Here is a 22052-nt window from a genome sequence, read left to right as displayed (position 1 = left end):
CGCGGCGTATTTGACTACGCGGCAGGGGTTGCAAAATTTTTTTGTTGTCGGATGCATAAAAAATAGGCATTGATGTGACAGACGATTTCTATGATATAATAAACCGTTATTTTTATACGGGTAATTCCGAGCGCATATACGCCAGTATAATAGACGATATCGAGAAGGCGGTAATAGCGAAGGCTCTGGAACGTTCCGGCGGCAACCAGGTGGCGGCCTCAAAGATACTGGGGCTGCATCGTAACACGCTGTCAAACAAGATAAAGAAGTTGAACATAGACGTAGAGAGGTATAGATCGTGAAATCAAACCGCTATCCCGAAAAACAGGGGCTGTACGATCCGCAATTCGAGCATGATTCCTGCGGAGTCGGGTTCGTCTGCAATATTGACGGCTCGCAGTCCCATGAGATAGTAAAGAAAGGCATCGAAGCGCTCGAACATTTGAGCCACCGCGGCGCTGTCGGCGCGGACCCGGAGACAGGCGACGGCGCGGGCATACTGATACAGCTGCCGCATAAATTTTTCGCGAAGGAATGTAAGAAGGCCGGCATAGAGCTTCCCGGATACGGACATTACGGGGCAGGGCTTGTGTTCCTGCCGCAGGACGCCAAAGACAGGGAGGCCTGCATAGGGATATTCAGGACCGTTATAGAGGAAGAAGGCCAGCGATTCCTGGGGTGGCGTGATATCCCGGTAGATAGCTCTGTAATAGGCAAGACTGCTAGAGATACCATGCCGTTCATCTCCCAGGTATTTATAGGAAGAGACCCGGCCCTCGCCCATCAGCTTGATTTTGAAAGGAAGTTGTATGTCATACGAAAACAGGTCGAGAACTATGTCAGGTCATCCGCCGTCGGGCAGAAATCCTTTTTTTACATTACCAACCTTTCATCGAGGACTTTTATATACAAAGGGCTCCTTAAACCGACGCAATTAAAAAGTTTCTTTCCCGACCTGCGGGACGTTTCCATAGAGAGCTCGCTATGCATGGTCCATTCGCGCTACAGCACGAACACATTTCCTACATGGGACCTGGCTCAGCCTTTTCGTTTTCTGGCTCATAACGGAGAGATAAATACCCTTCGCGGGAACGTGAACTGGGTAAGCGCGCGCGAGCGTCTGATATCGGGCGGGTCATTCGGCCCGGACATAGATAAGCTTAAACCCGTCATAGTAAAAGGCGGCAGTGATTCGGCCGTAATAGATAATGTCTTTGAACTTCTCGTCTTATCGGGGAGGTCTCTTGAACACGCCATGATGATGCTGATCCCCGCGGCATGGGAACATGACAGCTCTATGCCTAAGGAGCTTAAGGAATTCTACAGATATCACGCCTGCTTCATGGAACCGTGGGACGGCCCCGCGGCGATCGCTTTTACGGACGGGCAAAATATAGGGGCTGTTCTCGACAGGAACGGCCTTCGTCCGGCGCGTTATATAGTCACCAATGACGGTTTTGTAGTCATGGCTTCCGAGGTCGGCGTCCTTGATATAGACCCCTCCGAGATAAAGATCTCGGGCAGGCTTGAGCCGGGCAAGATATTCTTCATAGATACGAAGGCGAAGAGGATAGTCCATGATTCCGAGATAAAGAAGAGCGTTTCCGCGCGCTGTCCGTATGGCAAGTGGAATGCCCAGAATATGGTAGATCTCGATAAGCTTTCCGCCGGCGGAGCTATCAACAACAAGAGCGAGGATATCATATCGAGCTTAAAGGCATTCGGGTATTCCCGGGAGGACATGAAGGTCATTATCAAGCCCATGGCTCAGGAAGGGAAAGAACCCGTAGGCTCTATGGGAAGCGATATACCTCACGCATTTCTGTCGAAAAAGGACCAGATCCTCTATAACTATTTTAAGCAGCTCTTCGCGCAGGTGACGAATCCGGCCATAGACTCCATAAGGGAAAAGCTCGTGATGAGCCTTGAAAGCTTTATCGGGCCGGAAAAGAACATACTTGAGGAGACGCCGGAGCACAGTCATAAGCTGAGAGTGGAGAATCCGATACTTACGGACGAAGAGCTTGCCAGGATACGCGATATAAGTATAAACGCCTTCAGGACGAAGACGATTTATACTTTTTTTGACGTGTCCGCCGGCAGGGATGGGTTTAAACAGGCCCTGGAGAGGATATGCTTTGAGTCGGAATACGCGATCGAAAAAGGTTATTCGTTCATCATACTGAGCGACCGGGGCGCGGACAAAGACAATGTTGCCCTTCCGGCGCTCCTTGCCGCGAGCGCCGTCCACCAGCACCTTGTGAGAAAGACGATACGTTCGCAGGTCGGCCTGATAATCGAAAGCGCGGAACCCAGGGAAGTGCATCATTTTGCGCTTCTATTCGGCTACGGAGCCGATTGCGTAAATCCGTATTTTGTTTATGAAGCTATAGAGTATCTGGCGCGGGAAAAAGAGATATCCCCGGATGTGAAGTCCGCCATGAAAAATTACAGGAAAGCGCTAAGAGACGGCATATTGAAGATATTATCGAAGATGGGCATATCTACGCTAAGGAGTTATCGGGGAGCTCAGGTCTTTGAGGCGCTTGGGCTGGACAGCGCATTTATCGATAAATATTTCGCAGGCACTGTGTCGCGTATAGGAGGAGTTGATCTTGACGGGATCGCGGATGACGCCATAGCAAGGCACAGGAGGGCGTATTCGCGCAGAAATGCCGAGACCCAGAATCTGGAAAGCGGCGGAGTATACCAGTGGAAGAAGGACGGAGAGCACCATCTCTGGAATCCCGAGACGATAGCCTCCTTGCAGGACGCGGCGCGCTCAAGCGACTACGGCCGATACAGCCAATTCGCGGCAATGATAAACGACCAGTCGGCAAATCCCGCTACTATAAGGGCGCTCTTCAAATTCAAGAGCGCGGAACAGATACCGCTCGCAGAGGTCGAGCCTGTCGAAAATATAATGAAACGGTTCGCGACCGGAGCTATGAGCTTTGGTTCCATCTCGAGGCCTGCCCATGAGACGATAGCCATCGCCATGAACAGGATCGGCGGGAAATCCAATACAGGCGAAGGCGGCGAAGACCCGAACAGGTTCATAACCCTGCCGAACGGGGATTCCAGGAGGAGCGCCATAAAGCAGGTCGCTTCGGGAAGATTCGGCGTTACCGCGAACTACCTTGTCAACGCCGACGAGATACAGATAAAGATAGCGCAGGGCGCCAAACCCGGCGAGGGAGGCCAGCTGCCCGGCCATAAGGTAAGCGAGATAATCGCGCGCACCAGATACACGACGCCCGGCGTCACTCTGATATCGCCTCCGCCGCATCACGATATTTATTCCATAGAAGACCTGGCGCAGCTTATATTCGACCTTAAGAACGTAAATCCATATGCCCGCGTCAGCGTAAAACTGGTATCCGAGACAGGCGTAGGCACTGTGGCCGCGGGCGTAGCAAAAGGCCACGCCGACATGATACTTATTTCGGGCGGGGACGGCGGCACAGGAGCGTCCCCAAGGAGCTCGATCAGATACGCCGGTCTTCCGTGGGAGCTTGGTCTTTCAGAGACGCACCAGACTCTGTTGTTGAACGGCCTGCGCACAAGGGTCAGGCTTCAGACAGACGGGCAGATGCGCACCGGCCGCGACGTCGCGATAGCGGCGCTCTTGGGAGCCGAAGAATATGGCTTTTGCACGGCAGTGCTTATAGTGAGCGGATGCGTCATGTTAAGGCATTGCCATTTGAATAACTGCTCCGTCGGAGTGGCTACGCAGGATGATATTTTGCAAAAGCGTTTCAGCGGAAGACCTGAATATATCGTAAACTATTTCCGTTTTGTGGCCGAAGAGCTGAGACAGATCATGGCGAGCCTCGGCATCAGGACCGTAGATGAGATGATAGGGAGATCGGACCTGTTGGAAGTGAATGAAGAGATCATCCCCTCGAAGGCTAAGGCCGTGGACTACTCGAAGATCCTTTATAAGCCTGAAATAGGCGGCGATGCCGTTAGATATTGCGCCTCCAAGCAGGAGAGCGGGCTCGATTTCGTCCTCGACAGGGAGCTCATAAAGATGTGCGCCGGCGCGCTTGATAAGAAGACGCCCGTCAGGGTATCGCTAAAGATAAACAATACGAACAGGACGACAGGCGCGATGTTGAGCGGCGAGGTGATGAGAAGGTGCGGGGACGGAGTTCTCCTGGAAGATACGATAAGATGCAGATTCGAAGGTATTGCCGGACAGAGCTTCGGCGCTTTCCTCGCGAAAGGCATAACATTTGAACTGGAAGGGATGGCGAATGATTATGTAGGTAAGGGCATATCCGGCGGGAAGATAATAATATACCAGTTCTCGGCGGCAAAATATAAGCCCGATGAGAACATGATCATCGGCAATACCACTTTTTACGGCGCCATATCGGGTGAAGCGTATATATGCGGCGTGGCGGGAGAGCGGTTCTGTATAAGGAACTCAGGGCTCCTGGCCGTTGTGGAAGGCGTCGGCGACCACGCGTGCGAATATATGACAGGCGGAAGAGTGGTCATACTCGGGACGACCGGAAGGAACTTCGGGGCCGGCATGTCGGGCGGCATCGCATACGTATATGACGAGGATGGCGCGTTCAAGGACAGGTGCAATATGGATATGGTCGCCCTCGAGAGCGTCAAAGAGCCCGATAGGGATACGATATATAATCTGCTCCATAACCACCTGAAATATACAAGGAGCGCGAAGGCAAAACAGGTGATCGATAATCTGCATGCAGAGTTGAAGAAATTCGTAAAGGTCATACCTCTTGAATATAAGCGCATCCTGGAAGGCGTGAAGATAGAAGAGAAGCTGGATCTCAAGGAGTCATTAGATGGGTGACCCGAAAGGATTCCTAAAGGCCGCAAGACAGCTCTCCCAATACAGGCCGGTATGCGAACGCGTCCGCGATTTCGCTCCCGTCGCTAAGCCAAGGAGCGAGAAGCAGTCCGAGGAACAGGCCTCGCGCTGTATGGACTGCGCGACGCCGTTTTGCCATTGGGGATGCCCGATAGGAAATTACATCCCGGAATGGAACGACCATATGTATAGCGGCAGGTGGGAAGCGGCTCTCGTGCTCTTGGAATCGACGAACAACCTGCCGGAGATAACGGGAAGGGTCTGTCCGGCTCTATGTGAATACGCGTGCGTGCTCGGGCTGAACGACGATGCCGTAACGATACGGGAGAACGAGCTTGCGCTCGTGGAATATGGTTTTAAGAATAACATCATCAAAGCGAACCGCGCAAAGGCCCGGACCGGCAAGAAGGCAGCCGTTGTCGGTTCAGGCCCCGCAGGATTGTCCTGCGCGGCGCAGCTTAACAAGGCGGGGCACAACGTTACTGTCTTTGAGCGCGACGATAAGCCCGGCGGGATATTGCGCTACGGGATCCCGGATTTCAAGCTGGAAAAAAAGGCCATAGACCGGCGAGTGGATATCTGGAAAAAAGAAGGCATAGTATTTAAGACGGGCGTTAATGTGGGGAAGGACTATCCTGCCGGAAAACTTTTAAAGGATTTCGACGCTGTTGTCCTGGCCGGCGGGTCGCGGGATCCTCGAGATCTTAAGATCGACGGCAGGGACCTGAAAGGCGTATATTTTGCGATGGATTACCTCAGCCAGGCCAATAAGAGGGCCGCGGGCGAAAAAGCGCCGCAGGGGCGGAAGGTAGACGCGAAAGGTAAGTCGGTGGTCGTTGTAGGGGGAGGCGATACGGGCTCAGACTGCGTAGGGACCGCGAACAGGCAGGGCGCGGCATGCGTTGTCCAGATAGAGGTCATGCCTAAACCGCCGGAATGCCGCACGAGCGACTATCCATGGCCGAGATATCCGCTTCTCTTGAAGACGACGTCGAGCCATGAAGAAGGAGCCCGGCGCCATTGGGCTATCCTCACGAAACGTTTTATAGGGGAAAAGGGGCGCGTGAAGAAGCTTTCATGCGTAAAGGTGGAATTTTCAAAGATTGAGGGAAATTCCTGCCCTGTAATGAAAGAGGTTCCGGGGAGCGAATTCGAGATAGACGCGGATATGGTCATCGTTGCCGTAGGATTTTTGCATCCCGAGCATTCCGGGCTTCTGGCGGAACTCGGCGTTAAATTTGACGAGCGCGGAAACGTGAAGACGGATGCCGATTATATGACATCAGTCAAAAAAGTATTTTCCGCGGGTGACATGAGGCGCGGCCAGTCTCTGGTAGTATGGGCTGTTTCAGAAGGCCGCCGGGCGGCCTATTGCGTGGATAAATTTTTAATGGGCGGCAGCGACTTGCCGCTGATTTGAAATCCCGCCCACGGCTGACTGGCGGGCGGGATAAAAGGATACCGATATGATAAGCACGGGAATAAAAGGTTTGGATAATGTGATAACCGGCCTCAGGGTCGGGGATAATGTCGTCTGGCAGATAGACGACATAAAGGATTATATCGACCTCGTGAAGCCTTTTGTGGATGAGGCTCTCAAAGGCGGCAAGAGGGTAATATATTTGAGGTTTGCCTCGCACAAGGAGCTCCTGAAAAGCTCGAAGCGCGTAAAGCGGTATGAGCTTAACGCCGACGCGGGATTCGAATCGTTTACGACAAAAGTGAATAATATCATCTCGCAGGAAGGCGACGGCGCCTATTATGTCTTCGACTGCCTGTCGGAGCTCCGCTCGGCATGGGCAACCGACCTTATGGTCGGGAATTTTTTCATGGTCACATGCCCTTACCTCTACGAGCTCAAGACCTTCACATATTTCTCGATACTGAGGAACAATCATTCTTTCAAATCGATAGCCCGCATTCGCGAGACGACGCAATTACTCATGGACGTATACCATTGCGAGGGCAGCCTGTATATACATCCGTTAAAGGTATGGAACAGATATTCGCCGACGATGTTCCTCCCTCACCAGAAGAAAGGGGAGAGGTTCATCCCGATCACGGACAGCGTCAACGCGGTGAAGATACTCTCGTACATCCGCGAAAAGGGGGCCGAGAGCGCAAAGAGGAATCTCGATTACTGGGACCGCCTTTTCATGGAAGCGGAGGAACTGGCGGGACCGGGCGCATTGAAGAACAAAGCGAAGGAAATGATAAAGAAGCTCTGCGGGATAATGATAACGAAGAACAAGAAGGTCCTTTCGCTCGCGACGCAGAATTTCACGCTTGAGGAACTGATAGAGATAAAGTCCAGGCTGATCGGGACGGGATTCATAGGCGGAAAGAGCGTGGGTATGCTGCTCGCGAGGAAGATATTGTCCGAGAAATGGTCGGATTGGCGGACCGTTTCCGAGCCGCACGACTCGTTCTATATAGGTTCGGACATATTCTATTCTTACATAGTCGAGAACCGCTGGTGGAAGCTCAGGATGCAGCAGAAGACCGAAGAGGGATATTTTCCGATAGCGAAGATATTGAAAGAGAAGATGCTCTACGGCGTATTCTCGGAAGAGATAATGGAACATTTCCAGCAGATCATAGAATATTTCGGCTCGTCGCCTATCATAATACGTTCGAGTTCGCTTCTCGAAGACGGTTTTGGCAACGCGTTCGCCGGGAAATACGAGAGCATATTCCTGGCCAACCAGGGAAGCCCGGAACAGAGGTATATCCAGTTCGCGGAAGCCGTCAAAAGGATATACGCAAGCACCATGAACGAAGACGCGCTTGTGTACAGGAAGCAGAGAGGGTTGGATAAGATGGATGAGCAGATGGCGCTCCTGGTGCAGCGCGTTTCCGGCGCCCATCACAAGAACTATTTCTTCCCTGACCTGGCCGGAGTAGGCGTGTCCCATAACACTTATGTATGGAGCGATAAGATGAACCCGGAAGCGGGAATGCTGAGGCTCGTATTCGGCCTCGGCACCAGGGCTGTGAACCGCGTCGAAGGCGATTATCCCAGGATGGTCGCCCTCGACGATCCGTTCAGGAGGCCGTATTCGGAGAGGGACGACCTGAGAAAGTTCTCCCAGCACGATGTGGACTTGATAGACGTAAAAGATAATACGTGGAAGACGGTCCCCTTCGAAGACCTGATAAGCGGGATATCTTACGCCCACACGCGCCGCGTGGCCGCCGAAGACGATGAGGCTAAGCTCATCATGGGCGATAATGCGCCGGAAGGTAAAAGATACTGGATATTGACGCTTGATAATGCGCTGCGCGACAATTCCCTGGTAGAGCATTTTAAGAAGATGCTGAAGATCCTCGAGCAGGACTATGATTATCCCGTCGAGATAGAATTTACGGTAAATTTCACCGAAGGGAACAAGTTCAAGATAAATCTTCTTCAGTGCAGGCCGCTTCAAACGCGCGGGCTGGGCAGGAAAGTGGCTATCCCGGACCACGCCGGAAAAGAAGAGACGCTCTTTGAATCACGCGGATATTTTCTGGGAGGCAACATATCCCAGGAGATCGGAAGGGTTATTTACGTCGATCCGCAAGGTTATTCCGCCCTTACGCAATCGGATAAATATGAGGTTGCGCGGCTCATCGGCGCGTTGAATAGAGAGATCGATAACAGGGAAAGGATGCCTGTCATCCTGATAGGGCCCGGACGATGGGGCTCGACTACGCCGTCTCTCGGGATACCGGTGAAATTCGCCGAGATAAACAATGTCGCCATACTGGCGGAGATGGCATTTACCGCCGGTAATCTCATGCCGGAACTTTCATTCGGCACTCATTTCTTCCAGGACCTTGTGGAGACGAATATATTCTACGTAGCGCTATTTCCCGAAAAGAAAGAGGTTGTCTTTAACCGCGGATGGCTCTCAAAGTCAAAAGACCTGTTCCTGAAGATGGCGCCCCAATCTCCAAGGTTTAAAGATATCGTGAGCGTGTATGACGTGGGCGCCAGGGAATTAAAAATAATGTCTGATGTCGTGTCGCAGAGGATAGTATGTTTTTCGGCTGGGAAGAAAGAAAAGCCTGAAGCCGGAAAGGAAAGGGTATAGAAATGGCAAAATATATATTCGTGACCGGCGGCGTCGTTTCAAGTCTCGGGAAAGGGATAACCTCGTCGTCTATCGGCAAATTACTGGAGTCCAAAGGGCTGAAGGTCACTCTGATAAAATGCGATCCTTATATAAATGTCGATCCGGGCACTATGAATCCATATCAGCACGGAGAGGTCTATGTCCTCGACGACGGCGCCGAGACCGATCTCGACCTCGGCCATTACGAGCGGTTCACGAACGCTCACCTCACGCGGGACAATAACATCACGACCGGTAAGATATACTATTCCGTAATAACAAAAGAGCGCCGGGGCGATTACCTGGGCTCTACCGTACAGATAATCCCGCACATCACGGACGAGATAAAAGACAGCATTAAAAAAGTAGCGGAGGATAAAAGGGTGGACGTCGTTATCGTGGAAATAGGCGGGACCGTCGGAGACATAGAGAGCCTGCCGTTCCTTGAGGCTATAAGGCAGCTGCGCCTTGAAGTGGGCAGGGACTACGCCATAAACGTCCACGTGACCCTTGTCCCATATATAAAATCCGCCGGAGAGATCAAGACCAAACCTACCCAACACAGCGTGGGAACGCTCCGCGAAATAGGCATAATACCCGACATCATAGTATGCAGGACCGAAAAATATCTTACGGCCGAGACAAAGGCGAAGATCGCGCTCTTTTGCAACGTAGATGTAGAAGGTGTGGTGCAGGCGGTAGACGTAGAAAGCATATACGAGGTTCCAATATGCCTTAAGAGAGAGGGACTCGACAAACTTATAGTGCGCCTCTTGAACCTGAAGTGCCAGGACGGCGATATATCCGGATGGGAAAATTCAATAATAAAACGCGTTAAATTCCCTTCGAAAGAGGTCAAGATAGCGGTAGTCGGTAAATATATGACTCTGCAGGACGCCTACAAATCCATATATGAAGCGCTGGTCCACGGCGCGATAGAGAATGACGCGAAACTGGTAATAAGGAAGGTCGATTCCGAGGACATAGAGAAAGACGGGGCGCATGCCCATCTGGAAGGCGTGGGCGGGATACTCGTTCCCGGCGGTTTCGGCAACCGCGGCATCGAAGGAAAGGTAATGGCCATCCAGTATGCGCGCGAGAACAGGATACCGTATCTCGGGATATGTTTAGGCATGCAGACGGCGATAATAGAATTTGCCAGGCACGTCTGCGGGATGAGAGGCGCTAATTCGACTGAATTTGAAAGAAAGACAAGATTCCCCGTAATAAGCCTTCTCGAAGAGCAGAAACATGTCAAGGCTATGGGCGCTACGATGCGCCTGGGCGCTTCGGAATGCGCGCTTAAGAAAGGGACGAAGGCGCATGACGCGTACAGGAAGAGCAAGGTATGTGAAAGGCACAGGCACAGATACGAATTTAATAATAAATACAGGCTGTCTTTAGAAAAGAAGGGAATGACATTCAGCGGCATCTATCCAAAGAAGGGCCTCGTCGAGATAATAGAACTGCGCGGCCATCCGTGGTTCGTGGCATGCCAGTTCCACCCCGAATTCAAATCAAAGCCGGATAAATCGCATCCGCTATTTAGGGATTTTATCAAGGCGGCGCTCAGGAACAAGTAGGGCGAAATTTCCCCGCCCGGAGTATAGCACGGGGTGGGGTCCCGCCCCCTGGTTTACTCCGGGCGGGATTCCCTTTATTGTTCGAGTGAGCTGTGATCTAAGTCTGGCGAGTCGAGAACTTTCTGCATCTTTCGTGGAACTTCTCGACTCGGCCTTCGGCCTCGCTCGAAGAATATAGATTATATATAGTAGAGACGCTTTCCAAATTACCCATATTTTCAGTGCTCATCATAACGTCGGCTTAGGTTATTCAGCCTTATTCTATCTGGAAATTTTTCGGGTGACGCGGCTTGAGACTTTTTATGATAAGGGCGAAGTATGCCCGCCTGATCGCAGCAAACTAAGTCAGGCGGGCAGGGATGGGGTGTCCCGAATACAGAAGAGTGTAGTTCGGCGCACATAGATACGCGCTTATGTCGTAGGGGAGGTTTAAACCTCCCCTACGACTACAGATTGTAAACCCGTTCCTGCCTTTATGCTTACAGGTGGCAGGAACGGATGGGGTGCCCGAATGTTAAAGACTATAGTTCGGGATACATAGATACGCGCATAGAATATACTCGTGATAGATTGTCCCGCCCGGAGTGAGACTTGAGGCGGGATCCCGCCCCGAGCTAAACAGATGGCGGGATAAACCCATACGAGCCCTTTTGAACAAAAGGCGAAGGAGTGGCAGGCCCCGTAAATTTTATGTAGAGACTAGTGCTCACATAACAAGGATTAGGTTTACTGACTGCGCTGAAATAATGCAATTGTCTTACATGCGATTGTCTGCTAGAATAACCTAAAATACAGCCACCCGCAGGAAAACGATGAAAAACACGCATAAAGAATACGAGATCGGGGACAGCGCGATAGACGGCTTAATAGATGAGCTTGCGAAGAGGTCGGGTTCTGCCGGGACAGAGCGGATATTGCGTGAAATACTCACTACCGCCGTAAAGCTTGGAAAAGAATGCGGCGATAGAGGCGATCTGAAGCTGGTGAATAACGCGCTGAAAGAATTGCGTTATTCTTTCAAGATATTCTCTCCTTATAGAGATGTTAAAAAGGTTATAATCTTCGGGTCGGCGAGATCGCTTAAGAGATCGGCTGAATATAAGATGGCTGAGGAATTTACAAGGAAGCTGACAGCCAAGGGTTACATGATTGTAACCGGAGGCGGCCCCGGAGTTATGGAAGCCGGTAATAAAGGCGCCCAGCCGGGGAAAGAGTTCGCGTTAAACATAAGGCTTCCTTTCGAACAAAAGCCCAATCCGTACATTTACGAAAAAGACAAGATAATAAACTTCAAATATTTCTTTACCAGGAAGCTGATCTTCGTGAAAGAGACCGACGCCACCGCCCTTTTCCCCGGGGGGTTCGGCACGCATGACGAGGGATTCGAGATGCTTACCCTCGTGCAGACCGGTAAATCCAGGCCCAGGCCGATAGTTTTAATGGAACCGAAAGGTTCGACATACTGGGAGGCCTGGAAACGTTACGTTAAAGATCACCTGCTTAAGAACGGCTTCATTAAAAAGGAAGATCTCAAGCTTTTCCATATCGCTAAAACCGCTGATGAGGCGGTAAAATATATAGACGATTTTTACAGCATATATCACTCTATAAGGTACGTTTCCGGCCTGACCGTGATAAGGCTGAATAAAGAGATATCCGGGAATACTCTAAAGCTTATTAATCGAAAATTTAAAGACATATTGATCCCTCGGCGAAAGCTCGGGATCAATCCCGGGCAAGCGAAGCGCGTCGAGGGATTGACAAGAGGCGATGTCAGGCGTTCGACCCCAACGGACAAGGAGATCCAGGAAGAGGAATTTCTTGACCTGCCCAGGATAGCGATGAATTTCAATCTGCGTGATTACGGCAGGCTCTGCGAGATGATTCACGTAATTAATAAAGACAGATATCTATGAACCCCGCCCATCCTATGATGGGTTAGGGGTCGGGAAGGATGGGCGGGGTGAAAGAGCGCATACTAATAGTCGAAGACGATAAGCACATATCCAGATTGGTTAAATTTAACCTCGATAAGACCGGGTACGTATGCATAGTTGCCGCGACAGGAGAAAAGGCCCTGGAGATATTGAATGACCGGCCGGTAGATTTAATAATACTCGACATAATGCTTCCGGGTATAGACGGTTTCGGGACCTGCCGCGCAATAAAAGAGAAAGAGAAGCTTAAAAATATACCTATAGTAATGCTTACGGCTAAAGGCGAAGAGGTCGACAGGATAGTAGGCCTTGAACTCGGCGCCGATGATTATATGGTCAAGCCTTTCAGCCCAAGGGAGCTGGTGCTAAGGGTAAAAGCGATCCTGAAAAGAGGTAAGGTCGAAGAATCGAAAAAAGACATCCTGATGGCAGGGGATATATCGGTCGACCTTTCGAAGCATAAAGTAACCGTAAGGGGAAGGGCCATAGAGCTTACACACATGGAGTTCAAGCTGTTAGTGACGTTCCTTGAGCGGCGCGGCCGGGTCCAGACGCGGGATAGGCTTTTGTCCGATGTCTGGGATATGGGCACAGGAGTCGATACGCGCACTATCGATACGCATGTGAAGCGCCTCAGAGAGAAGCTGGGCAAATTCGGACGTCTTATCGAAACCGTAAGGGGCCTTGGTTACAAATTCAGGGAAGAGGATGAATGAGGATTAGGATATATTGGAAACTGACGTTTATATTTTGTTCGATTGTACTCCTCATACTTACAGCTACATATTTTTATATTAATACCCACCTTAAGACCTACGTTGAAACCCGCATACAGGACAACCTTAAGAAAGACCTCCTATTAAATAAGGATCTTATCGATAACGAACTGATCCGTAAGATAACCTCCGCCGGCGCGGACGATCTTGCCGACAGGATAGGCCGGAGTTTAAGCGTGCGCGCGACAATAATTGACCCCGCGGGTATTGTTATCGGCGATTCCGAAGTAGACGGAAATGATCTGTCAAGGCTTGAGAACCATATAACAAGACCGGAAGTCCAGGATGCTCTAAAAAAAGGTCTTGGCCGGAGCAAGCGTTTTAGCACAAGCATAAGGAAAGATATGCTGTATATGGCTGTTCCCCTGGGGAAGGGCAGTCTTGCCGGCATATTGAGATTGGCCATTCCGTTCCAGGACATAGAGCTTATGAAGTCAAAGATGCTAAAGACTATAGGCATCGCGGTCATTTTTGCCATCCTTGCCACTTTGATTGCGAGTTTTTTTGTCTCGATCATGATATCAAAGCCCCTTTCCGAAATGTCCGCTATCGCAAAACGCCTTGCAGGGGGAGATTTTTCAAGAAAGGTGATAGTGCGTTCTAGCGATGAAACGGGGGATCTCGCCGGGGCATTGAATGATATGGCGGACGAAATAAATGCCAAGGTTAAGAGCATATCGTCCGAAAAGGCCAAGCTGGAGGCGATACTTTCAAGCATGTTCGAGGGGATAATGCTCACGGACGAAAAAGGCGGGATCCTGCTGATGAATCCATCGATCAGGAAACTATTTTTAATCGACTCATCCCCGGAGGGCAAAAAACCCCTGGAAGTGATACGGAATAACGCGATACAAGAGATCGTGGACAGGGTTTTAAATGAAAATAGGGAGGTCCTAACGCAGGAGGTCGCGGTTGCCGCGCCGGAACAGAAGACGATAATGATAAACGGAGTGCCTATAGTCAAAGAGAATATCGTCGAAGGCGCCGTCTTCGTTTTCCATGATATTACCGAATTGAAACGTCTCGAGGATATACGTAAGGATTTTGTGGCGAATGTTTCACATGAACTACGAACCCCGATATCAAGCATCAAAGGTTACGCGGAAACGCTTTTAGACGGTAAGGTCGATAATGAGGATACTGTCAAAGAATTCCTCGGCATCATTTATCAGGATAGTGACCGCCTGGCAAATCTTATAAATGACCTGTTGGACCTTTCCAGGATAGAATCCGGTAATATGAAGATGGAATTTGAAACGCTGGAAATCCTGCCCATTGTAAACCACTGCGTGAATGTGCTGGAAAGACCAGCCAAGGACAAATCCCTCTCCGTTAAGGTAAATATCCCGGATAATGCCGCTAAAGTAGCCGGAGATAATAAACGATTATTACAGGTTTTTTTGAATCTTTTAGATAATGCCGTTAAATATACTCCTGAGGGAGGGTCGATAGCTATAAACGCATCGGACAAAGGAAATGTTGTCCAAATCGATATTTCCGACACAGGTATCGGCATTTCCGAAAAAGACCTGCCCAGGATATTCGAAAGGTTTTACAGGGTCGATAAAGCCCGCTCCCGGGAGCTCGGAGGGACCGGCTTAGGACTTTCCATCGTCAAACATATCATTCAAGCCCACAACGGCCAGGTATGGGTCCAATCTACGCCCGGCCGGGGCTCCACATTCAGTTTTACCATTCCGATAGCTTAAATCCCGTAAATAATACCCCAATAAAGTTCACACATAATTCACATTCTCTTAAAGATTTTGTCACCTCGCCACGCTATACTTTCATTGTACAAATAAGGAGCGGTGGCAAGATGATAAAAGATACCATTCAAATACCCGTCGCGGCCGCCTTATTCTTGACCTTGTTTTTTATTCTGTTTATTTATGTTAAGCCCCGCAGAAATCGTCCGGAGTTTATTATAGAACTCTTGAATGAACTCGGCGGAAAAAACCGGTTAAGGGAGAGACATATATGCAGAAAAAAAAGAAAATACTGATCGTTGACGATGAAAAGCAACTGGTGTCACTGGTAGGCCTGCACATGAATATGTCCGGCTACGAAGTCTTGTCCGCCAATGACGGCGAAAAAGCGTTGGCCATAGCAAGGGGAGAGACCCCGGATCTTATAATCCTCGATCTAATGCTCCCCAAAATAGACGGCTGGGAAGTTTGTAAACTCTTATGGAGCGATAAAGATGAAATTGAATTCGGCAATATAGACGTCCATATAAGGCACCTAAGGGAGAAACTCGAAATTGACCCGGAAAATCCGCAGATCATAAAAACGATCAAAGGCGCGGGCTACCTGGTAGAAGGAATGGCGTATGTTTAAGACAGCTCCACAATCATAAGGAAGGAGGTGAATCCTTGTTTGAAGAAGAACTTATAATAGGGGGCGTTAGAGCTCAAGTCAATCGTCTTAAAGATATCCTGTCTCAAATAGAGAATGATGAAAAATGGAAAGACCACAGCTCGTATTATGCCAAAGAGATGCATGATATCGAGAGGAACCTGAGAAGGATCCGAAAAACGGACTTTGAGCCTATATATAGGAACAGTTGAATAACCTAAAAATATATTAGTGATAAAAAGAGGAGAGGATAAATAATGAAAAGGATATTATTAGCGGCTGTTTTAGGGGGCCTGTTCCTGTTAATGTGCGAGACGCGCTCTCAGGCAGGCGAAGTCGACATTTTGGTGCAAAAGCTGGTAGATAAGAATGTCCTGTCACCCGCCGAAGCGCAGATCATCCTGGATGAAACGAAGCTGCAGGTATCGAAAGACCTGGCCCAGGCGAAGTCTCTTTCTGTGCCTGAATGGACCCAGAGGATAAAGTGGGGCGGAGATATTAGATTCAGGACGCAAGCGGACTGGGGGAAGCCAAGCACCACTTCCAGCAGCAGCTCGACTATTAAGCATCAGCGGATCAGGGAGAGGGTGCGCGGCCGGTTCTACATGGAGGGGAAGATAAATGACTTCATGTACGGCGGGGTGAGGTTCGCGGGCGGAGCGACGAGCGCCAGGTCCACGAACGACACTCTCGACGGCTACTTCACTAAAGATTATGTAATGTTCGACCAGTACTATATCAGGGCCGAGGCGCCCAGCGAGATCGTCAGGGATTACGGAGAGTATTTCAGCGACGCCAAGCTCTGGCTGGGAAGGTTTGTCAATCCATATGAAAACTCCGAGCTCGTATGGGACTCGGACATAAATTTGAACGGTATAGCGTTCCAGTATGTATCCCCGGACCTGAAGAGCGGCATACTGCCCGACATAAATCTCTACTCCAATATTGGATTTCACTGGTTAGATGAGGCCGCCAGCATGAGCGCGGATCCTCTCTTATTCGGATACCAGGTCGGAGGGAAGACGGCGCCGTTCGGACCGCTCGATACAAAAGTGAACCTGGCCCTCACCATGTGGGATTTCACGCACCTTAAAAACAAGGCCCCTACCGGATCAGCCGGCACAAACTCGCGCTGGTGGAACGGCGCCGGACTTGACAATCCGACGAATACAGACAGGTTCAACTATTACCTGTTCGATATCCTGCTCAAAGTGGACAACGCGAAGATTATGGATATCGCGTTCCCGCACGGTTTCTACGCCGATTTCGTGCACAATATGGGATGTTCCGATCAGAACAACGGGTTCTTATTGGGAACTTACATAGGCAAAAAGAAGCTGAAGGCCCCTGGAGATTGGAAGTTCAGGACGGAATGGCGTTACATAGAGCGCGACGCTGTTACCGACTTTACCCCGGATTCGGACTTCTACGGATTCGGCACCTATACCGCGGCCGGAACAAGCGCTAACACAAACGGCTTACCGTCCGAAGGCGGCACGAACGGTAAAGGTATTAATCTGGCATTCGAATACCAGTTATTCAAGAATACCGGCTTAAACATCGAATATTACTGGATGAAGCCGATCAAGTCATGGGACAAGCTTGACCCGTGGCATGAGCTTCAGATCGACCTTGTAACCAAGTTCTAGCGCTTTGGTAAATTTACGTATAATTTACAGGCGCGTCACATGATCGTAACAATTAAATAGTAATATTAAAGTGTTAGCAGGCTCGTTTACTTAACCAGGAGGAATATCGATGAGTAGACTTAAAACAACATTAGCGATGGCGGCGCTTCTATTTTTAGCGCCGGGTTTGTGTCTCAGGGCTGAAGATATGGCGCAGATAAAGGGCTCCGACACCCTTATCAATATGGTGCAGAAACTGGCCGAAGTATATATGGATAAGAAACCCGGCACAGGTATCGCGGTTACAGGAGGAGGGTCCGGCACAGGCATAGCCGCCCTTATAAACAAAAACTGCGATATCGCGAACGCGTCCCGCCAGATAAAGGCCAGCGAGGTGGAGCAGGCAAACAAAAAAGGCGTCGATCCTAAGAGGATAGTCGTAGCTATAGACGCCCTCAGCATAATAGTAAGCGCCCGGAACCCCGTCGATGGGCTTACGGTAGATCAGATTGGAAAGATATACAGGGGAGAGATCAAAAACTGGAGCGAGGTGGGAGGGAATGACCTTCCTGTCGCTCTCTACGGCAGGCAATCGAATTCCGGAACATATGACTTCATGAAAGAAAACGTCATGTTCGGGGAGTACTCGCCAAATCTGAAGAGCATGAACGGCAACGCGCAGATAGCCGAGGCCTTAAAACAGGACGCTTCAGGTATAGGATATGTCGGCGTAGGCTACGCCAGAGAAGCAACGGGCATAAAAGTATTAAAGGTAGCGACCAAGGTCGGCGCTACTTATTACGATCCGTTCAATATGGCTGACGTCAAGAGCGGACGGTACCCGATAACCAGGCCGTTGAACCAGTATATCAATAATACCCCCAAGGGATTGACTAAAAGTTTTCTCGAGTTTGAATTGAGCGCCGAAGGCCAGGCGATAGTCGAGAAAGAAGGCTTTTTTGCCATACCGGACGAATACCAGACGTATAACGACCAGACATTGGGCAGGTCGGGACGAATAAGGGAAAGCCCGATGAGGCCGAAAGATTTAGAGACGAATCTGGGAGCCGGATAATAAATAGTAAAGGTAATAACAGGCCATGGCTAAACATAACAATCTTAACCCTTCGACTTCGCTCAGGGTTAATACTGAGCTCTGTCGAAGTATTAAGGAGAAGCTTATCCATGGCCTGTTCTTTTTTAACGGGTTATTGGTAATATTTATCCTCATCGGCATATTTATACTGCTGGTCACTAAGGCTCTTCCCGCTTTTAAAGATGTGCGACTCGGTGAATTTCTATTCAGCGCGGTATGGAACCCGACGGCCACATTTGTAAAGCCTTCGTACGGCATATTATCTATGTTCGTGAGCACACTCATGGTGTCTATAGGCGCGCTTCTTATAGCTGTACCGCTGGGCATAGGGACAGCGGCTTATCTTTCGGACGTTGCGAGCCAGCGCGTCAGGGAGATAGCGAAACCTATAGTGGAGATACTTGCGGGGATACCCTCTGTGGTAATAGGTTTTCTTGGGATAGTATTGGTAGGACCCCTTATCGCCAGGGTATTCCATCTCTCGAGCGGTTTAAACGCGCTTAACGGCTCGATCCTTCTCGCCGTTATGGCCTTGCCTACGATTATAAGTTTATCGGAAGACGCTCTTAACAGCGTCCCCAAATCATTCCAGGAGGCGTCGCTCGCGCTGGGAGCCACACAGTGGCAGACGCTCGTCAGGGTAAAGATACCGGCCGCCCTTTCCGGTATAATCGCCGCCAGCATGCTCGGGATGGGAAGGGCTATAGGCGAGACTATGACGGTCTTAATGGCCACTGGCTGCGCCATCGCTATGCCGCATAGTTTTTTGCAATCTGTCCAGACCATGACCGCGACGATAGCTATTGAATTAGGCGAAGTCCCGTATGATACCACCCATTATTACGCGCTTTTCGGCATAGGGCTTGTGTTGTTCATAATAACGTTCATTATAAACATGATATCGGATGTTGTCTTGCATAAATACCAGAGAGTATTAAAATGAACTCCGTTAAAACAAAACAGCTAAGGAACGGCTTGGGTTTCAATATCCTCAGGCTATGCATAGGCGTCGTCATGGCTGTATTAATAGTCATTCTGTATGACATTGTAAGCAAGGGTATCGGCGTGATAAATTGGGAGTTCCTGACGTCCATGCCCAGGAACGGCATGACCGAAGGAGGTATATTGCCGGCTATAGTGGGCACTTTTTTAGTCACTCTTATAACGGCTTTACTGGCGATCCCTTTAGGGATGGGATGCGCTGTTTATTTAAATGAATATGCGGTAGACGGCAAGATAACGCGGCTGATCCGGATGGCTATCCGCAATTTATCGGGAGTTCCTTCAATAGTATATGGGCTCTTTGGTGTTATATTATTTGTCCAGATGATGAATCTCGGAACTTGTATCCTGTCGGCAGGGTTAACGCTTGGGCTAATGACCCTGCCCTGGACGATCACGGCAAGCGAAGAGGCGTTAAAGAACGTCCCAAATTCATATAGAGAAGGGGCTTTAGCGTTGGGAGCGACTAAATGGCAGGCGATAAAGACGAATGTATTGCCGTATGCCGTACCGGGCATGTTAACAGGCACCATACTGGGCTTGTCCCGCGCCGCCGGAGAGACGGCGCCCATACTTTTTACGGGGGCCGCGTTTTTTCTGCCGTTTTTGCCAAAATCCGTATTTAGCCAATTTATGGCGCTTCCATACCATCTCTATATAATGTCGACCCAGCACCATGCGATAAGCAAAGTAAGGCCTATAGCGTACGGATCAGCGCTGGTATTGATCGCGCTTGTGTTCATTATGAACCTATGCGCCGTGATTTTGCGGTATCATTTAAGAAAGGTCAGGGTGGAGTGAGCCAATGGAAGATGTTAAAATAAGGGTCGGGAAATTTAATTTTTACTACGGCAAGATGCAGGTGTTAAAAAATGTGTCGATGGATATCGCCACAAATAAAGTGACCGGCATCATCGGACCGTCGGGATGCGGTAAGTCTACGTTTTTGCGCAGCATAAACCGCATGAATGACACTATACTCGGCGCGAGAGCTGAGGGGCGGATAATACTGGATAGCAAGAACATCTACGATGAAGATGTAGACGTTGTAAATATAAGGCGTAAAGTAGGAATGGTATTTCAAAAATCAAACCCTTTCCCGAAGACGATATTCGATAATGTGGCGTACGGCTTAAGGATAAACGGCGTAAAGGATAGATACTATATACAGGATCGGGTGGAAAAGAGTTTGAAAGACGCAGCCATATGGGATGAGGTGAAGGACAGGCTCAATAAAAACGCCTTCGAGCTTTCCGGCGGCCAGCAGCAAAGGCTTTGTATAGCAAGGGCCCTGGCGGTCGAGCCCGAGGTAATACTTATGGATGAGCCTGCTTCGGCGCTGGATCCTACCGCGACGCTGAAGATCGAGGAATTGATACAACAGCTGAAGAAAAAGTACACCATAATTATCGTGACCCACAATATGCAGCAGGCGGCAAGGATCTCCGACTTCACGGCCTTCTTCATGTTGGGGGAGCTTGTGGAGTATAATATTACGAGTATAATGTTTACCAAGCCGGGTAAAAAGATTACCGAAGACTACATAACAGGCAGGTTCGGATGAAAATTATCGCATGTATCGCCGTTTGTTTATTATTGTCGTCGTGCGCGTCTGTCGATGAAATACGCAATTCCGATGCTGTCTCCGCGTTGGGCTCTTTTCAGCTCAATCCGGTGGAGCCGAACAATTATTGGTATAACGGCAAGTCGTATGAATATAACGGATACGAGATACGGGTCACTGCCGGGCCGAGCGAGGCCAGGATCAAGTGGGACGGAAAATTAATAGGCACAACGCCTTTTGTCTACCGGTTTACCGGCATATTGGATAAGGACGATTACGTGAAGATCCGGGCAATCCCGATAGACGAAAAATTTCCGCCGCAAGAGGCCGTGCTTCGTATCAGAACGGAGCTTCCGCGGAAGATACATTTTGACCTGCAGAAACAGAGATAAGGTAGTCCCTCGCCGCGGGAATTAGATGACAGCGGCTCGGGATGAAATTTCATAGCGAAAAAAGGGGAAATTTCAATGAAAAGACATTTTGACGAAGAATTAAAGGATCTGAACCAGGATATATTGAAGATGGGGATCTTTGCCGAGGATGCCATCCATAAGTCCATAGAAGCGTTAAAGGGGAGGGACGCGAAACTGGCAAAAGCGGTAATAGAGAATGATAACAATATCGATAGGCTTGAATTGGTCGTAGACGAAAAATGTGTAGATCTTATCGCGAGACACCAGCCCCTGGCCAAAGACCTGCGCTTTATCACAACCGGCATGAAATTAAACGCCGAGCTTGAAAGGATAGCCGACATCGCCGTAGACATAGCGCAGCGCGTGCTTGAGATAGTCAACAAACCTTTGCTTAAACCTTTAGTCGATATCCCTAAACTGACGGTAGTAGCCCAAAATATGGTTAAGATGGCTGTGGACTCATTTGTAAAGGGTGACGTGGAACTGGCCAAGAAGGTCATATTATCCGACGGCGAGGCCGATAAGCTGCGGAATCTGATAACAAAAGAGCTGATAGAAGACTATATGGCTAAAGACGCTTCTACGGCTCCAAGGGCTGTTCAGCTTCTCCTGATAGCCCGGTTCCTTGAGCGAATATGCGATCACGCTACCAACATCGCGGAAGATGTGATCTATATGGTCCAGGCCGAGGTCGTCAAACATCATCCCGAGAAGTTAACAGGCGATAAATAAAGCCGGCCGCGTAATGA

Annotated in this window: 18 protein-coding genes; 17 read left to right on the top strand and 1 reads right to left on the bottom strand. The window is 49.7% G+C overall.

Annotated features, from left to right (window positions below):
* Positions 1-74 precede the first annotated feature (74 nt).
* The 5 genes from WC592_01045 to WC592_01025 are packed head-to-tail and all read left to right on the top strand — an operon-like array spanning position 75 to position 10529.
* Complete coding sequence (locus WC592_01045) at positions 75-302, top strand: helix-turn-helix domain-containing protein (protein MFA4981040.1); 228 nt, start codon at positions 75-77, stop codon at positions 300-302.
* Positions 299-4831, top strand: coding sequence for a glutamate synthase large subunit (gene gltB / locus WC592_01040; GenBank protein ID MFA4981039.1), 4533 nt, complete (start codon positions 299-301; stop codon positions 4829-4831). The genes WC592_01045 and gltB overlap by 4 nt, the downstream gene beginning before the upstream one ends.
* Positions 4824-6269, top strand: coding sequence for a glutamate synthase subunit beta (locus WC592_01035; protein MFA4981038.1), 1446 nt, complete (start codon positions 4824-4826; stop codon positions 6267-6269). The genes gltB and WC592_01035 overlap by 8 nt, the downstream gene beginning before the upstream one ends.
* Before the next feature lie 46 nt (positions 6270-6315).
* On the top strand, positions 6316-8925 hold the full coding sequence (locus WC592_01030; protein ID MFA4981037.1) for a PEP/pyruvate-binding domain-containing protein: 2610 nt from the start codon (positions 6316-6318) through the stop codon (positions 8923-8925).
* Between the two features lie 2 nt (positions 8926-8927).
* Positions 8928-10529, top strand: coding sequence for a CTP synthase (locus WC592_01025; GenBank protein ID MFA4981036.1), 1602 nt, complete (start codon positions 8928-8930; stop codon positions 10527-10529).
* 97 nt (positions 10530-10626) lie between these two features.
* Here WC592_01025 and WC592_01020 read toward each other — a convergent pair whose 3' ends face one another.
* Positions 10627-10761: a hypothetical protein gene (locus WC592_01020; GenBank protein MFA4981035.1), complete on the bottom strand. Its 135-nt coding sequence runs from the start codon at positions 10759-10761 to the stop codon at positions 10627-10629.
* 580 nt (positions 10762-11341) lie between these two features.
* Here WC592_01020 and WC592_01015 point away from each other — a divergent pair.
* The 12 genes from WC592_01015 to phoU all read left to right on the top strand — a co-directional run bounded on the left by WC592_01015 (position 11342) and on the right by phoU (position 22035).
* The gene (locus WC592_01015; protein ID MFA4981034.1) at positions 11342-12445 is read left to right on the top strand and encodes a TIGR00730 family Rossman fold protein; all 1104 of its coding nucleotides are present in this window, start codon (positions 11342-11344) and stop codon (positions 12443-12445) included.
* Positions 12446-12483: 38 nt separating this feature from the next.
* Complete coding sequence (locus WC592_01010) at positions 12484-13182, top strand: response regulator transcription factor (protein MFA4981033.1); 699 nt, start codon at positions 12484-12486, stop codon at positions 13180-13182.
* Entirely contained in the window at positions 13179-14951 is a 1773-nt protein-coding gene (locus tag WC592_01005) for an ATP-binding protein (protein ID MFA4981032.1), read from the top strand. The genes WC592_01010 and WC592_01005 overlap by 4 nt, the downstream gene beginning before the upstream one ends.
* A 271-nt stretch (positions 14952-15222) precedes the next feature.
* Positions 15223-15582, top strand: coding sequence for a response regulator (locus tag WC592_01000; protein ID MFA4981031.1), 360 nt, complete (start codon positions 15223-15225; stop codon positions 15580-15582).
* Positions 15583-15617: 35 nt separating this feature from the next.
* Entirely contained in the window at positions 15618-15812 is a 195-nt protein-coding gene (locus tag WC592_00995) for a hypothetical protein (protein MFA4981030.1), read from the top strand.
* 45 nt (positions 15813-15857) lie between these two features.
* Positions 15858-17249, top strand: coding sequence for a putative porin (locus WC592_00990; GenBank protein MFA4981029.1), 1392 nt, complete (start codon positions 15858-15860; stop codon positions 17247-17249).
* 109 nt (positions 17250-17358) lie between these two features.
* The gene (locus tag WC592_00985; GenBank protein ID MFA4981028.1) at positions 17359-18303 is read left to right on the top strand and encodes a PstS family phosphate ABC transporter substrate-binding protein; all 945 of its coding nucleotides are present in this window, start codon (positions 17359-17361) and stop codon (positions 18301-18303) included.
* A gap of 25 nt (positions 18304-18328) precedes the next feature.
* A complete protein-coding gene (gene pstC / locus WC592_00980; protein ID MFA4981027.1) occupies positions 18329-19267 on the top strand; it encodes a phosphate ABC transporter permease subunit PstC in 939 nt (312 codons plus the stop codon).
* Positions 19264-20127: a phosphate ABC transporter permease PstA gene (pstA, locus tag WC592_00975; protein ID MFA4981026.1), complete on the top strand. Its 864-nt coding sequence runs from the start codon at positions 19264-19266 to the stop codon at positions 20125-20127. Before pstC ends, pstA begins: the two co-directional genes overlap by 4 nt.
* Before the next feature lie 4 nt (positions 20128-20131).
* The gene (gene pstB / locus WC592_00970) at positions 20132-20890 is read left to right on the top strand and encodes a phosphate ABC transporter ATP-binding protein PstB (GenBank protein MFA4981025.1); all 759 of its coding nucleotides are present in this window, start codon (positions 20132-20134) and stop codon (positions 20888-20890) included.
* On the top strand, positions 20887-21282 hold the full coding sequence (locus tag WC592_00965) for a hypothetical protein (protein ID MFA4981024.1): 396 nt from the start codon (positions 20887-20889) through the stop codon (positions 21280-21282). Before pstB ends, WC592_00965 begins: the two co-directional genes overlap by 4 nt.
* Positions 21283-21357: 75 nt before the next feature.
* Positions 21358-22035, top strand: a complete 678-nt coding sequence (gene phoU / locus WC592_00960; GenBank protein MFA4981023.1) for a phosphate signaling complex protein PhoU — start codon at positions 21358-21360, stop codon at positions 22033-22035.
* The last annotated feature ends 17 nt before the right edge of the window (positions 22036-22052 follow it).

The organism is Candidatus Omnitrophota bacterium, assembly GCA_041648975.1.
In the GTDB taxonomy this organism is placed as follows: domain Bacteria; phylum Omnitrophota; class Gorgyraeia; order 2-01-FULL-45-10; family 2-01-FULL-45-10; genus JAQUSE01.
The sequence above is the reverse complement of the archived record's forward strand: the minus strand, read 5'-3'. Positions and strand labels throughout refer to the sequence as shown.